Source organism: Streptococcus sp. HMSC056C01, assembly GCF_001811305.1.
In the GTDB taxonomy this organism is placed as follows: Bacteria; Bacillota; Bacilli; order Lactobacillales; family Streptococcaceae; genus Streptococcus.
The window spans coordinates 80,623-94,871 of sequence record NZ_KV804197.1 but is presented as its reverse complement, the minus strand read 5'-3'; the positions used below and the strand labels follow the sequence as shown (position 1 = coordinate 94,871).

Below are 14,249 nucleotides of genomic sequence, written 5' to 3'. Positions count from 1 at the left end.
TTGAAGCTGACGTACTTGCTGATGTGCTTGCTGAAGCTGAGGCTGACTGCGAAGTTGATAGACTAGTATCATCTTCTCTTTCAACAATTACGTTGAAGTAATTAGTAAAAGTCTGATCATCATCTTTACGAGTAAAAGGACTAAAAGTAAAGGAAGTATCACCAGTAGATTTAAGTGGAACAGTCCAAGATGAAGTTAATCCATACCCCTTATTGGCATTAAAACCATTCAATTGGGCGCCATCTCCCCAACTATAACCATTATTGCCTTCATTCGTAATTGTAGAAGAGTTAAATTTTCTAATTACTTTTCCGTTTGAATCTGTAATGGAGTTTTCTACACTCGAAGGAGTTCCAAAACCATTGCCTAAAGTAAACATAGAACCCTTAGAAGTTCTAGTATTGTAGATAGTATAGTTATTATTTAATGATGGTTTCTCAAGAGTTGATGTTGCCGGATTATCATAAGTAACAGTATAAACAAAGGTCATGTTAGAACCGTTATTTGTCACAGTCAACTTATAATAAATTGGAATATTATAGTTTGGATCTTTCCCCTCACCAATGTACACTTTTGATTGGCCTACTGCAATGTCTAAGCTTGCACTTATAGCAGGACTACCATTAACAGTTGTGTTGCCCGAAAAACCTGCAGTAGTCAAGGCTGACATTAACTCATCAACTGCACTTCCGAGTTGTTCCCGTTGTTGAGCATATTGTTCCAAAGTTGCATTTGATTTCAGTAAGCGATTACTATTAGAAATTTCAAACTGAATTTTTGCAATAGCAGCATCCAAAGAAGCCTTGTGCCCCAAGTTTGTTACTTTTGATGAATAATTTCCTGCAAGATTTGCAAGTATTTCTGCTTCTGATAAGTTTTGATCCAAAAGAACTTTAGCAGGTGATGGCGAACCTTGACTGGTTGTTTCTCCTTCTTTCAAATCTTGATTAGAAGTACTTTGAGAAACAAAAGCTACTATAGAATCACGAGCTAAAGTAGCCTTATTCACTGCCGCAGTCAAATCGCTATTTGAATCTGCTAAAGCTTTTTCAATTTCTAATATAGCAGAATTTACTTTAGTGATAGCTGAATCAGCATCTGGCAAATCTACTGCTTTTGCAAGATATTCACCCATTTCAGCTGAAAGTTTAGCAAGTTTCTTACGATCTTCTTCAACCTTCTTAGCAGTTGCTTCTGTAGCAGCAGTTGTGGCTACAAGATCCGTTGCAGAAGCTGAGAAGTTGGTAGTTGAATCTGCAACTTTCTCTACTTTAGAGATTAGGGTATTGAGTGTTACCTTGCCCTCTAAAGTTGTCAATGGTGTTTCTGGTGATTCACCGGCTTTTTCAGTTGTCAAATTCGTATCTTTGCTAGACTCAGTTATAGTTGTCACTGTAGCTGTTTGAGAGCCTACTGCAGTAGATGAAGCAGAAACACTTGTTGAAGCAGACTCAGATGCGCTTGTACTTGCTGATTCAGAGGCACTTGTACTAGCAGATGCTGAAGCAGAAGTACTTGCAGACTCAGACGCTGATGTGCTTGCTGACTGACTTGCACTTGTACTAGCAGATGCTGAAACTGAAGCGCTTGCTGATTCTGATGCAGATTCACTCTCACTTAATGACTGAGAAGTTGTATCTGAAGTTGGTGTTTCTTGATTATCCTGCCCAACTGTTCCCAAGGTAGTTTGATCTGCATTAGCAAGAACTTCCTTACCTTCAACTACTTTTTCGACAGCAGTCTGTTCATTAGCATAGACATGAGATTGAGTCGCAATCCCTCCACCTATGACAGTCCCTGCAGCAGCTATCCCCTTGAGGATATCAAGTCCAGTTAGGGAAGTTGAAGAACGATCTTCAACGACTTCTGTTGTAACTTGAGCTGTATCAATACCCCCGCGAAGAACCTTGAACAAACCAAAAAGAGAGGTAGATGCTCGAAGCCAGTGTTTCCCTGACTTGATCAATTTATACCTCGTTACTCGGTCTGTTTCTCTATATCGTCCTTCCTGACGTCTAAAAAACATTTTTTTATCTCCTTATGTTCGGATTTTAGGAAAATAAAACTTTTATCCTACTTCTTATTATACCAGTTTTCGTAAAATAATCAAAGAAAAAGAAAAGATATTTTATAGTAATTTACTTATATTAATATTAAAATATTAATATTAAAAAAGCATCGAAAATTCGATGCCTTAGTTTTAAACTCCAAGTTGAATATCTGGGTAATTTTTTGAGATAAGACTCCAAAGTTCTTCAAGCTCTTCTTGAACTGTTTTTGTTGATTTCAAAACCATATCTTGTTTTTTCTTGCCATTCTTACGGATATAACAAAATTGATAAATTTTTTTCGAAAACAATGATTTATTAATCTTCGTTTCTACAAGATAAAGATGGTCTACATCTCTTAGATCTAAAGCTTGCGTTCCTTTATAGTAGGTGATGAGGTGGTTTTTATAGAGAATTACTTTTAGATTTTCATCATAAAATTCTGCTAAACCAGCCATATTTTCAACGTTTCCTTGCAATTCTGGATAGGCTTGATAAATCTCTTCCAGAGAAGCGATCGTTTTTTTCCGAATAAGAAAGGCACTTACTACTAAAAATACTCCTGTTCCCCCAAAGAAAATCACCCCAATGATAAATATCCAGCCATCATTGGCATGTTCAGTCGTACTTAAATAAAGATTGCTATTCATATTTTGATAAACAACTGATGATGGTTCAAGGATAGACTTTAAAAAGCCTGATAAATCGACAATACGATTATTTCTTGACTTATTCTTTTTGGTAGCAAGTGGTTGTAGTTGAGTTCCAATTATCGTTGCTGGATGATCGTAAAGAGTTCCATCCGCAGCTTGCTCCATGATACTCTTAATTGTGGCATCATTCTCGCTAGCTTCGATCACTGCATATTTCCATCTCCGTCCTTACTATATTGGACAAGATAAAGTACACTTCCGCCTTCAACTTCCCCTACCACTTCTGGATAGATATCATAAACCGGCATTCGTACTTCAACTCCTGAATAACTATCACTGGCAAATTCTTTTGTGGGATTTTTATGCTTACTCCCCAAAAATCCCATCAATCCTGCCAAAGCCAAGAAAATCAGCGCAATGACTAGGGCAGAAATAAATCCTTTATTTCTTTTTTCCTTAAACATAAGCGTCTCCTTTAGTTTGATAATTAAATTATATCAAAATTGTTCAGTTTTTAAAATACATTTTTAGATTGTTAATTTCCTATCTAAAAAGAGTTTGAGAAAATCCCAAACTCTACTATTTTTTGATTTTATTTTCTAGCTATCTTTTCATCTTCTTCTAGTTGCTTAACCAATTGATCAACGCTATCAAATTTTACCATATCACGGATACGGTTCAACCAGGAAACGATGACAGTTTCTCCATAGATATCGTCAGAAAAATCAAAGATATGAACTTCAAAACGCTCTTCTTCACCATCAAAGGTTTCATTTTTACCTAGACTCGCCATACCACGATAGACTTTTCTTTGAATTTCAACGTCAACGGCATAAACACCATCAGCTGGCATATATGTCCGATCCAAGTTGACTAGATTAGCTGTCGGGAAGCCAATAGTTCGACCTCGAGCATTTCCGTGAACCACTACACCTCTCGTTGGTAAAGGAAATCCCAAAAGTTTGCCTGCTTCTTTTACATCTCCTTCTAGAATGGCTTGGCGGATACGCGTTGAACTAATTTTCCCCTTTTCATCCTCAACTGGTGGAACAATAACCACTTCACCATGGAAGAGTTCTTTTAAATCCTCAGCTGTTTTTCTATCTGAACCAAGAGTATAGTCAAAACCAACTACAATCGTATCTGCCTTTGCTTCCTTGACATAGGTATCAATGAATTCTTTTGCAGTCATATTTGCTACTCGACTAGTGAAATCCATCAAATACAAGCTCTCAACTCCAGCTCGCTTCAATCGACGTTCACGTTCGCTAGCATTCAAAATATGCAATAAGTGTTCAGGTGAGTATTGATTCAGAGTTAGTTTTGGTGATTCGTTAAAAGTTACTAGAGCTACTCCCTGGCGCTTTTCAGCAGCAATGTTAGAAGCTATATCAAATAATTTTTGATGTCCAAGGTGAACTCCATCAAAATAACCAAGTACAAGGACGTTTGGTCCTGGTGTTGCAATATCTTTTTCTGTTTTAATAGGTACTGTAATAATCATAGTATTTATTATACCAGAAAAATGGCGCTTTCAAAACAATTTAGACTGAATTCAGGACATAAAACTTAGAGCAAACTTTCTCTGACTTCTTTTCGCAACATTTCTAGACTTTCGATCCCGTACTTATCCATGACTTTTGGTAGATTTTCGATAATATCTGGACAAGCATAGGGATTCGTAAAGTTGACTGTTCCGACACCGATTGCTGAAGCACCAGCCAGATACATTTCTAAGGCCGCTTCAGCTGAATCCACTCCTCCCATACCAATGATTGGAAGCTTGGTTGTTTGAGCTACTTGACGGATTAGTTTTAGAGCTACAGGAAATACAGCAGGTCCAGACATGCCACCTGTCCCATTTGCGATAATCGGCTTTCTGGTTTTAAGGTCAAAACGCATCCCCACAAGGGTATTGATCATTGTGAGACCACTAGCTCCAGCATCTTCTACTGCTTTTGCAATAGTCACGATATCCGTCACACTAGGGGTTAATTTGACGTAAACGGGCACATCTGATGCTTCTACGGCAGCCTTCACCACATCATAGGCCAACTCAGGATCTTGTCCAATTAAAAGTCCATGATTTCCATGATCGACGTTAGGACAAGAGATATTGAGCTCAATGGCTTTCACGTTAGTTGCCTTAGAAATACCATGAGAAACGGCTGCGTATTCTTGTTTTGAAAAGCCAGCAACATTGGCGATAATAGGGAGATTTGGATATTCTCTTTCAAGCCATGGTAGTTTCTCAGAGAGAACGACCTCTAAACCTGGATTTTGTAAACCAATAGCGTTGAGCATACCTGCAGGTGTTTCTGCCACTCGTGGAGTTGGATTTCCAAACCTTGGTTCAAGCGTAGTAGCCTTTATCATGATGGAGCCCAAGAGGTCTAAATCATAGTATTTGGCATACTCTTGACCAAAACCAAAACAACCTGAAGCAGGAATGATAGGGTTCTTTAATTCTAAACCCGGTAGAGAAACTTGTAATCGATTTGCAGTCATGACACGCTCCTTATAAAACTACTGTTCCTGTTTTAAATACAGGCCCATCTTCACACACACGTTGACTAACTGTTTCACTATCTGGTACTTTCAAGACGCAAGCGTAGCAAGCCCCCATACCACAGGCCATACGGGATTCAAGAGATAGATAAGCTCTTGGATGTTCGGAAAAGGTTTGATTGATATATTTCATCATACCAGGTGCACCGCATGAGTAAATTGCATCGAATTCGTTATCAAATTTCTTAATCACAACTGAGACATTACCCTTGAAGCCATAAGAGCCATCATCAGTCGTTACAAAGACTTTGCTGTATTGGGATAATTCATCTTCCAAAATAACTGCATCTTTGGTCGCAAATCCTAGAACCGTTGTGACATCTACACCACGCTCATGCAGTTGCTTAGCTACTTCAAATAAAGGAGGCACACCAATTCCGCCACCAACTAAGAGAACACGACTCTGCTTATCTAAATCAGATAAATCAAAACCATTCCCCTGAGGTCCCATAACATCTAAGCTATCACCTGTTTTTAAGGTTGAAAAAATTGCCGTGCCAGAACCTTCGATACGATAGATAAGACGGCATTGTTTATTAGCCTTATCTATAGACGAGATTGAAATCGGACGCCGCAAGAGATGAGCATCATCAGGAACTCGTAAATGAAGAAATTGGCCTGCTTTCATAGCTTCAACCATTTCTCCTTGAAGTAGGAGTTCAAAGATCGCTGGTGCGATTTCCTGTTGAGATACTACTTTCATGGTTTCCAAGCGAATGGCACCCATGCGTTTTTTACAATTTGGATTCATAACTTTTCCTCCTTAAATTTCAAGGGGTTCAGAAAAAGAAAAACCTTGCAATCGCAAGGTTTCAGTAAGATACTTACAGAAAAGAATCAAATAAACTTTGTTTATTCGAAGTTTGTGTAATCTATTTTCTATCTGACACCTTGTGAGCCTCTCTGGACTTCCCTTAAAGGTTAAATTTTTACTAGTATACTGTATCAACCCTAAAAAGTCAAGCAAAAATAGGTAAGGTGTCAGACGTATTTTAGTTTACTTATTTTTGTGAAGAAAGAATCTGCTCCAATTTTTGATAATCTTTTACACTATCGATTTCATAGATAGAGTTTTCTTCCAATTCCTCTACGTAAACATCCAGTTCTTTGATATTATCTTTAACCATGTTGTCCCAGTAGAGATCTACAAATTCGCCGCTTGCATAGGCTTCATCGATAAATCCAACAATTTTCTCCGCTGTTGGAGCATCCCAGAATGACACACCACTCAGGATGCGACCATTCTTACTATCAACGATGATATCTTGAACTTTATAATCTTCTCCGTAAACTAGGAACCATTCATTGTCACAGTCTTCACGATAAACGCTGAAGTATGTTGAACGCTCGATGTCATTGCGGAACATATTTTTGAAAAGATAGTTATCCGCATCGATAACGTAGCTGTTAGCCAACTCTTCTTTTACCAAGTAAAGTGAGTAAAAATTATTGTAATCAGCGTACTTGTCGTTGAAGACCAAACGAACGCCATACTTCTCTTTAAGGTAGTCGAATTGTTCTTTCAAATAACCTACAACGATGATAATATCATCAATTCCACGTTCTTTTAAAAATTCAATTTGATATTCAACCAAAGGTTTTTGATTAACTTGTACCAAGGCTTTGGGAGTGTTTTCTGTCATAGGTCTTAAACGAGTTCCCAATCCCGCTGCTAAGATGATCGCTTTCACGCGTTTTCTCCTTTATTCTTTAATGATAATATAAACACCAGCCATTACAACAAATGAAGTTATAATGGTCAAGACAGTCAGAGGTGTCCCCAAGAACATTGCTGCAAACAGGACAGTCCAAACTACATAACTGACATTTAAACCAGTTGCTTTTGCTGGTTGCAATCGATTGATAGCCATATAGTAGGCAAGATAAGAAATCATATTACATGCTGCAAAGACAATTAATAGACCAAACAATTGGCCATTTGCCACTTCTGCAAATGAATGATGCGAGAAGAGAACAATGACAAGATAGGACAAGAAGGATGTGACTTGTCGTATCAAGAGTGCTTCGAGTTCACTGAGTTCACTTTCCATAGCAAATGAGCTCAGAACACTTTCACTTCCCCAAGCAAAAGCACAAATCAAAGCACATAGAATACCTATGTAGAAAGAATTAACCTGCTCTGCTTTATAGGTCTGAGCAATAATCCCAGCAATGATTAGAAAGATACCAAAAATTGTATTTTTGGAAATCTTGTGCTTCAAAAAGAAGAAGGCAAGCAAGACTGAGACTGCCGGATAAATAGCTGAGACTGACGAAGCTAATGAACTTCCAATATACTTAACCGCATAGAGATTGGCCTGCATACCAATCGGACCGGCTAGTAAAGCTCCGATGATAACACTGACATTTCGAATGTTCAAGAAGATTGAAAAACGAACTCTGCCTTCCTTAACTAGAAGATATCCTAGCAAGATAAAAATACTTAGGAAATCGTGTGCTGCTGCTACTACAAAGGGCGATAAATCCGTGAATATTGAAAAGATATAAGCACTAATAGTTAATCCTAATCCCCAGAACACACCTGATAGTAGCCCAAAAGAAACTCCATTTTTAGCCTTCATTAGAACCTCCCATATAATCCAATTCCTTCACAGCTCTATTGTAACGAGAGATTCCATAATCTCCGAAATCTGCACCATTTTCTTCTTTGTAGATAGTCCAGAGACTCCAAATAATATCTTGCAATATTTTGTAGATACGAATTTTCTCTCTAGAAACGGGAGTCTTATCACTCTCATAATGACTTAGGAAGTCTTCTTCCTCTGCACTTGTAAATTCAGATTCTAGGAAGAGGGCTGCCAAATCCCACATAGGATCATTCATAGATGAATATTCCCAATCAATGAGATAAAGATGTCCATCTGATCCTTCAATAAAGTTTTCAGGGACCAAATCAATATGACACGATTTCTTATCCATTCCAATTTCTTCAAGTTGGTCTTTCAGAGAAAATACAGATTTTCTGACAACTTCATAGTTCGGATAGGAAATCTCCCCTTGAATCAATGATTCATATTTTTTAATTTCCTCAAAAGGAGCAAACTCTCCTTTTAATTCTTTACCCGAAGCATGAATCGTTTGTAAAATTGGAGCTATCTTCTCAAATTTAGTTTTAATGGTAGTTGAATCAAGTGTCTCTGCATTTTCGATGTATTGATTGACCTTGATACCTGCTTCGATATCAAAAAGATAATTTTCTACATCTAATTTCAAATCCTTCAACAATTCAAGATTGAACTTTTCATTCTGGCGGTTGATTAATTTATCTGTACCTTTTCCGAAAAACTTAACGATATACTGATTTGAGCTTGTTTTGACCAAGTAGTTTTGATTGGTCATACCACCTAATTGTTCAACGCTCAGAATATCTTCATCAGTTGATAGTAAAGAGGTAAGTTTTTCCTTAATATTTTTTTCCACAATCGTCCTCCATTAGACTTCCCACTTAAAGACTGTCTTAAATGCGGTATTTAAGTCAGTTGCAAAAACTCGGTGAATATCTTTGATTTCTCTGACTGGTTCTTCTAAATAAATGATATTTTTCAAACGATTGGCAAATCTCTTAATCTCAATCATTTGGATAGCTTTTTCGAAGTCAATTCGTCCTGAACGCGAAGAACCTACTAATAATAAACCTTTTTCGAGGGAATCTCGAGTATTGATATTTACCTTGTACTCACTAACACCCATCATCAAAATTGTTCCCTGTGGTTTGATGTAACGAATGAGATCATTAATAGCAGGTCCACAACCATCACCACCACAACATTCAAAACCATGATCAAAACTAAGGTCTTCTGGAATACTGTCAGTGATATAACGTTCATTCGCAAATGAGAAGAGTTCAAGTTTCTCCCAATGACGGCCAATGACAATAATCTCTGCTTCAGGCAAGGTATAGTTGATAATATTTGCCATTACAAAGGCTAGACTACCATCTCCAATAACTGCAATACGCTGACGTCTGCTGTGAGAAACTGTCAAGAAACGATTCATGGCGTGCATACCCACACTGACAAACTCAGTAATGGCAGCTACTGTATCTTCTATGTCCTCGTAAGCTACCACACGATCCTTAGGTAGAGAAACAAATTCTCGCATAAAGCCATCATAACCACTAGACAAGAAATAGGTTCCAGTCATATAGTTTTCATAAAATTCCTCATCACTCTGCATAGGTGGTTGATTGGGAATCATGACGACCTTCTGGCCAACTTTGTAGGTACCTGTAGGATCAGAAATAACAGTCCCACAAGACTCGTGAATCATAGCCATTGGAAGCTTTTTCGATAATATTTTGGGGTCACGTTTTCCTTGATAGTAACGTTGATCCGCATGACAAACCGCCATAAAGTTTGGTCGAATAAGGATATGATTCTCTTGATCAATCTCCTCTTCTTGATATTTGATATTGATAAACTTTGGTTTTGTCAGTTGATAAATTTGATTAATCATGTTTTTAGTCTTTCTCAATCATGCTTTTAGCAATCTTCAAGTCTGTAACTGTTGTGATTTTTAGATTTGAGTATTCACCTTTTGCCAAGGCCACATCTTTACCCTTAATGACAAAGATTTTACATGCATCTGTCAAAATTTCTTTTTCTTCTGCTGATAAAGAACCATACAAGTTAATAAAGTCTTTACAACGGAAGGTTTGGGGAGTTTGTCCTTGATAGAGATGGGCTCGGTTTGGAATATCTGTGATGAACTGACCATTTGTACTTTCAACGATGGTATCAACTGCTTCAACCACGGTATCAACAGCATCATGGTTTTTAGCGAGTTCAATATTGTCTTGAATCATTCGAAGAGTGATGAAAGGACGAACTGAATCATGCGTCACCACAATATCATCTGCTGTCAGTGGACGGTAAGCATCAATAGCTTCAATAATTTTTTCAATACTAGAATTACGATCCGCACCACCTTTGGTGATGATAATACGATCCTTGTGAAGTGGTAGGAATTTTTCAACTAAATCTTCTGCGTGTGTAACCCAGTCACCATGAACTCCAACTACAATCTTTTCAATACTTGGTTCCAAAACAAATTTTTCGATAGTATGAATCAAGATTGGGCGATCGCCCAACTCAAGAAATTGTTTGGGTAAATTACTAATCCCCATGCGCGTGCCAGTTCCACCTGCTAAAATTCCAGCGTAGATCATTTTTATACTCCTTTAGTTCATTCTAAAAAAAACTTATTGTTAACTATTATATCACAATCTGGCTCTATCTTGAAAGAAATACAAAGACTTTATGCCTAGAAAACGCTCTTTTTAAACCTTAATCTGAACATTATTTCTTCCTAGTGAACTTTCTTTTATAAAATACAAATGATTTTCTCATTTCTCCTATCAAGATCTAATCAATTCTATTAATATAGAGTTCTTCAGAATAGTATAGAAACCTTAAAGAAACCTTAAAGAAACCTTAAAGTTTAAAGTTGGTTCTAAGATAATACTTAGATTTAAATTAGACTTTTCTAGTTAAAATTGTTAAAATAGTAGGGAAAATAATAGAAAAGGAAGCTATATACCACCATGATGAATATGCAAAACATGATGCGTCAAGCTCAAAAACTTCAAAAACAAATGGAGCAAAGTCAAGCTGAACTTGCTGCTACAGAATTTGTTGGAACTTCTGCCCAAAACCTTGTAACTGCTACACTAACAGGAGACAAGAAAATTGTTAGGATTGACTTCAATCCAGCAGTTGTTGACCCAGAAGATATTGAAACTCTATCAGATATGACAGTTCAAGCAGTCAATGCTGCTCTTGAGCAAATTGATGAAGCAACTAAAAAGAAACTAGGGGCTTTTGCTGGTAAATTACCATTCTAATAGTATAAAAAGAGGCTGATGTTCAATTCAGCCTCTTTTGTCTTACCTAGAAAGTAAATATTTCTGTTGCTTTCTTGAGAAGCAAGTCCGTATATTCAGGATCTTCCTGAGCGGTCTCAAGCTCTTCTTTAATTTTTTCCAAATCATCTGTTATCATACCATCAACTCCCAAACGTAGGGACTTATCAAAGGATTCCGAACCATTGATTGTCCATACATAGAGTTTTTGTTTTGTATTCCAAAGCTTGGTTACAAAATATTCATCTAAGGTAGAATATTCCATGGTATAACCTGTAGCATTTGTTCTTGGAAAAACGGAATTATAGGGCAGTATGAAATAGACTGGAATCTCTTTATCATACTGGGTAACTTTTTCAATAACATGATAATCCAAAGATTGCATCTGATGCCCATAGATTTTAATTTTTGCTCCATATTGATCTAGAAAATGATCCATCATCTGAGCACTATCTTTTCGACTTGTTTTTATTTCGATCAGCAATTTCTGATGAAGGTCATTGGCACGATTTATATAATCATCAAAGCTAGATATTTTAGTCTGATAACCATTTTCATAAATATCTAATTGCTTCAACTCATCTAAAGTTAAGTCTTGTGGTGTTACATTTAATCCCGCTAAACTTTTTAGGTTCGCATCATGCATCATGACAAACTGACCATCCTTTGTTTCTTGCACATCCATCTCAACTAAATCTGGTTTTAACTGAGCTGTTTTTTCTAAGGATTCAACTGTATTTTGGACACCATTCCCATTAGAAACTCCTCTGTGAGAGATGACAAGTGGAGGATTGACTACGGGTGCTTCGAGATAAATATAGCCTTCAATCGCAAAGAAGATACTTGCGCACCCCATTACACCCCATCTCATAATATGGTCCTTTTTCCGTCTTGGCATAATATCCAACTCCTCACCAGTTAAAAAGGAGGTAAACTTAACCAAGAAGTAGGTTAAAGACATATAGTGGATATTTTTAATCAAAATATAGTTTGAAATAGCTAGAATCAATGATTCTCGGTGTGTGAGACCATCTGCTAAAGACTGGATCATCAATAGAGGAATTAAAGGTAAATAAAAGAAAAGATTTGTTTTGACAACAATGAGAAAGAGATGCCAAGCGTAAAACCAAAAATGATTTCTGGTTTTTTCTAAACTGTAAACCACTGCTTCCTTAACCGTCATCTTTTCAAAAAAGATTTTTGGTAGAACAAAAACCAACTTAACAGAAACGCATAGGAAGAGGATTGACAAGATGATAATACCAATCCACCACATCCAGTATTTGTCTTCCATGTAGGTCTGAATAAACTCAGGTATCACTATTTTATTAAAATAATAAATTTTAAAAATCTTCCTGATAAACGGAAAAATCATAGCAATATAAACGAAGATAAACAAGGCCTTGGAAACAGTCAGACGTTTCATGAAGGCTATACTTTCACGAAATACCTTGCGACTATACTCAATCAAGGTTCGTTTCTCGTGATAAAGAAGGTGTCGAGCCCCAATAAAGAGGAGACTAATTTGAAAATAGGCTACTAAAAGGTTAATGGCTATTAAGATTAAAAACCCAAGGCTGACTAAAGGCGCATGTTTTAAAATTTCAAAAACATTGTTATAGGAAATAAATAAATAGCCCGTCTGGCTTAGTAAAAAACCTGCTATCAATGAGTTCAGTGGCAACCAAATATAGTCTACCAGCATGAAGATTAGAAAAAATAGAAAGAGGATTTTATCAAGATTGAGGTAAATCTTTTTAAAACCCAATTTTTTAGGTTTTTCAGGTTTCATAAAACCTCCTAATCAAAAAACTGTGACAAATCTAGTCCACCAAAAGGATTAGAGTTCAGGCTACTCTTGGAGTCCAGTAAAATTCTGCTTTCATCAGATTCTAGAAAAGCTTCATAAACACGCGCAGTCATTCGTGCATCCTCTAAACTATTATGAGACTGCCCCTTGAATCCTAAAAATTCAGCAACAGTCTGTAATTTTAGATTTGCAATGCCGTGAAGATCCGAACTCCGTCGCTCAAAAGCTTCATCATAGAGATCGACTAGATATTGACGACTATAATCCAATCCATACTCTAGTAAGATTGGTAAATCACTCTTGGCTGCATTATAACCAACAAGGGGTAATTCACCAACAAAGTCTTGAAAATTCTTAAGAACTTCCTCCACCATCGGTGCATCTTTCAAGGTTTCAGACGTGATACCCGTTAAGCCGTTTATAAAACTTTTCAATGGTACATCGGTATGAACATATGAGTCAAATGCTCCTACTTCTTCACCATCTTTAAAACGGACTGCAGATACCTGAATCAAGTGAGTTTTATCTTGGTGTTTATTAAATTCCAAATCAAATGAAATATAATCTCTTAATTTTTCCATCTTATCCATTCCTTATTGTATTTGAAAAAGAAACTACTTGGTTATATCTAGAAACCAAGCAGTTTTTTCTTATCCTCCAAATAAGCGAGCAAAGAAGCCTTTCTTCGTTGCTTGTACTTCTTGCTTAGCCTGATCCAACTCCAACTGAAGGGTTTCTTGGTCCTTCATGGCTTGTAGGGTTAACTGTTGTTGTTGATCCAATTGCTTATCTTTTTCTGCGATTTGACGGTCTTTGACACGCATCTGTTCATCTTTTTCAGCTAACTGTTTGTCTTTAGCCTTTAATTGCTCATAAAGACGGATGATTTCAGCGTTCTTTTCATCAACAAGAATCTCCATTAATTCACGTTGCTTCACATCATCACTAACAGGTTCATCTTCAAAAATAGTTTTTTTGTAGATTTCTTCAAGCTTAATCAAGCCACTGCGAGTTACCACAGTGACTCCTTTATCATTTTTAGTCGTATCTTCTTCAGGTAATTCCTTGACACGGTTATTGATTGCTTGGCGGGACAAGCCCAAAACCTCAGCAATCTCACTTACAGTCATCTCAATACTCATAATATCCTCTGAAAGTTTTCTAGCTTTTCTTTATTTAAATATTATCATAAGCAAGCAAAACTGTCAAATATCACCGTGTTTTCAACCCTTTTTCAAAACAATTTCTCTTCTAAACTAAATTGTCTTTCAGCTTTTTTAAACTAAACA

At 36.8% G+C, this 14,249-nt stretch carries 15 protein-coding genes; 1 reads left to right on the top strand and 14 read right to left on the bottom strand.

Annotated elements, in window-relative coordinates:
- The 11 genes from HMPREF2795_RS04915 to HMPREF2795_RS04870 all read right to left on the bottom strand — a co-directional run.
- Positions 1 to 2,026: accessory Sec-dependent serine-rich glycoprotein adhesin (locus HMPREF2795_RS04915; protein ID WP_148131273.1), on the bottom strand; the 2,026-nt coding region annotated here is incomplete at its 3' end.
- Positions 2,027 to 2,200: 174 nt separating this feature from the next.
- The gene (locus HMPREF2795_RS04910; RefSeq protein ID WP_261675685.1) at positions 2,201 to 2,908 is read right to left on the bottom strand and encodes a hypothetical protein; all 708 of its coding nucleotides are present in this window, start codon (positions 2,906 to 2,908) and stop codon (positions 2,201 to 2,203) included.
- The gene (locus tag HMPREF2795_RS10885; RefSeq protein WP_261675684.1) at positions 2,905 to 3,165 is read right to left on the bottom strand and encodes a hypothetical protein; all 261 of its coding nucleotides are present in this window, start codon (positions 3,163 to 3,165) and stop codon (positions 2,905 to 2,907) included. Before HMPREF2795_RS10885 ends, HMPREF2795_RS04910 begins: the two co-directional genes overlap by 4 nt.
- A gap of 128 nt (positions 3,166 to 3,293) precedes the next feature.
- Positions 3,294 to 4,205: a bifunctional riboflavin kinase/FAD synthetase gene (locus HMPREF2795_RS04905; protein ID WP_075228370.1), complete on the bottom strand. Its 912-nt coding sequence runs from the start codon at positions 4,203 to 4,205 to the stop codon at positions 3,294 to 3,296.
- Between the two features lie 65 nt (positions 4,206 to 4,270).
- Positions 4,271 to 5,209, bottom strand: a complete 939-nt coding sequence (locus HMPREF2795_RS04900; protein ID WP_075228369.1) for a dihydroorotate dehydrogenase — start codon at positions 5,207 to 5,209, stop codon at positions 4,271 to 4,273.
- 10 nt (positions 5,210 to 5,219) lie between these two features.
- Positions 5,220 to 6,020, bottom strand: a complete 801-nt coding sequence (locus HMPREF2795_RS04895; protein ID WP_075228368.1) for a dihydroorotate dehydrogenase electron transfer subunit — start codon at positions 6,018 to 6,020, stop codon at positions 5,220 to 5,222.
- A 250-nt stretch (positions 6,021 to 6,270) separates the two neighbouring features.
- Positions 6,271 to 6,960 (bottom strand): sugar phosphate nucleotidyltransferase, encoded by a 690-nt coding sequence (locus HMPREF2795_RS04890; RefSeq protein ID WP_075228367.1) that lies wholly within the window; start codon positions 6,958 to 6,960, stop codon positions 6,271 to 6,273.
- Between the two features lie 12 nt (positions 6,961 to 6,972).
- Positions 6,973 to 7,851 (bottom strand): DMT family transporter, encoded by an 879-nt coding sequence (locus HMPREF2795_RS04885; RefSeq protein WP_075228366.1) that lies wholly within the window; start codon positions 7,849 to 7,851, stop codon positions 6,973 to 6,975.
- Positions 7,841 to 8,710, bottom strand: a complete 870-nt coding sequence (locus tag HMPREF2795_RS04880; protein ID WP_049508449.1) for a phosphotransferase family protein — start codon at positions 8,708 to 8,710, stop codon at positions 7,841 to 7,843. Before HMPREF2795_RS04880 ends, HMPREF2795_RS04885 begins: the two co-directional genes overlap by 11 nt.
- A 12-nt stretch (positions 8,711 to 8,722) precedes the next feature.
- Positions 8,723 to 9,745 carry a ribitol-5-phosphate dehydrogenase gene (locus tag HMPREF2795_RS04875; protein WP_075228365.1) on the bottom strand — a complete coding sequence of 341 codons (1,023 nt, stop codon included), beginning with the start codon at positions 9,743 to 9,745 and terminating at the stop codon, positions 8,723 to 8,725.
- 4 nt (positions 9,746 to 9,749) lie between these two features.
- Positions 9,750 to 10,457 carry an IspD/TarI family cytidylyltransferase gene (locus HMPREF2795_RS04870; RefSeq protein WP_075228364.1) on the bottom strand — a complete coding sequence of 236 codons (708 nt, stop codon included), beginning with the start codon at positions 10,455 to 10,457 and terminating at the stop codon, positions 9,750 to 9,752.
- A 375-nt stretch (positions 10,458 to 10,832) separates the two neighbouring features.
- Between HMPREF2795_RS04870 and HMPREF2795_RS04865 the strand changes: the two genes are divergently transcribed.
- Positions 10,833 to 11,132: a YbaB/EbfC family nucleoid-associated protein gene (locus HMPREF2795_RS04865; RefSeq protein WP_049504982.1), complete on the top strand. Its 300-nt coding sequence runs from the start codon at positions 10,833 to 10,835 to the stop codon at positions 11,130 to 11,132.
- 46 nt (positions 11,133 to 11,178) lie between these two features.
- Here the strand turns inward: HMPREF2795_RS04865 and HMPREF2795_RS04860 are convergent, their stop codons facing one another.
- The 3 genes from HMPREF2795_RS04860 to HMPREF2795_RS04850 form a co-directional block, all read right to left on the bottom strand.
- On the bottom strand, positions 11,179 to 12,942 hold the full coding sequence (locus tag HMPREF2795_RS04860) for a glycerophosphoryl diester phosphodiesterase membrane domain-containing protein (protein ID WP_049504980.1): 1,764 nt from the start codon (positions 12,940 to 12,942) through the stop codon (positions 11,179 to 11,181).
- A gap of 8 nt (positions 12,943 to 12,950) precedes the next feature.
- A complete protein-coding gene (locus HMPREF2795_RS04855; protein ID WP_049504978.1) occupies positions 12,951 to 13,541 on the bottom strand; it encodes a 3'-5' exonuclease in 591 nt (196 codons plus the stop codon).
- A 69-nt stretch (positions 13,542 to 13,610) separates the two neighbouring features.
- Positions 13,611 to 14,102: a DUF536 domain-containing protein gene (locus tag HMPREF2795_RS04850; RefSeq protein ID WP_049504976.1), complete on the bottom strand. Its 492-nt coding sequence runs from the start codon at positions 14,100 to 14,102 to the stop codon at positions 13,611 to 13,613.
- Between the last annotated feature and the right edge of the window lie 147 nt (positions 14,103 to 14,249).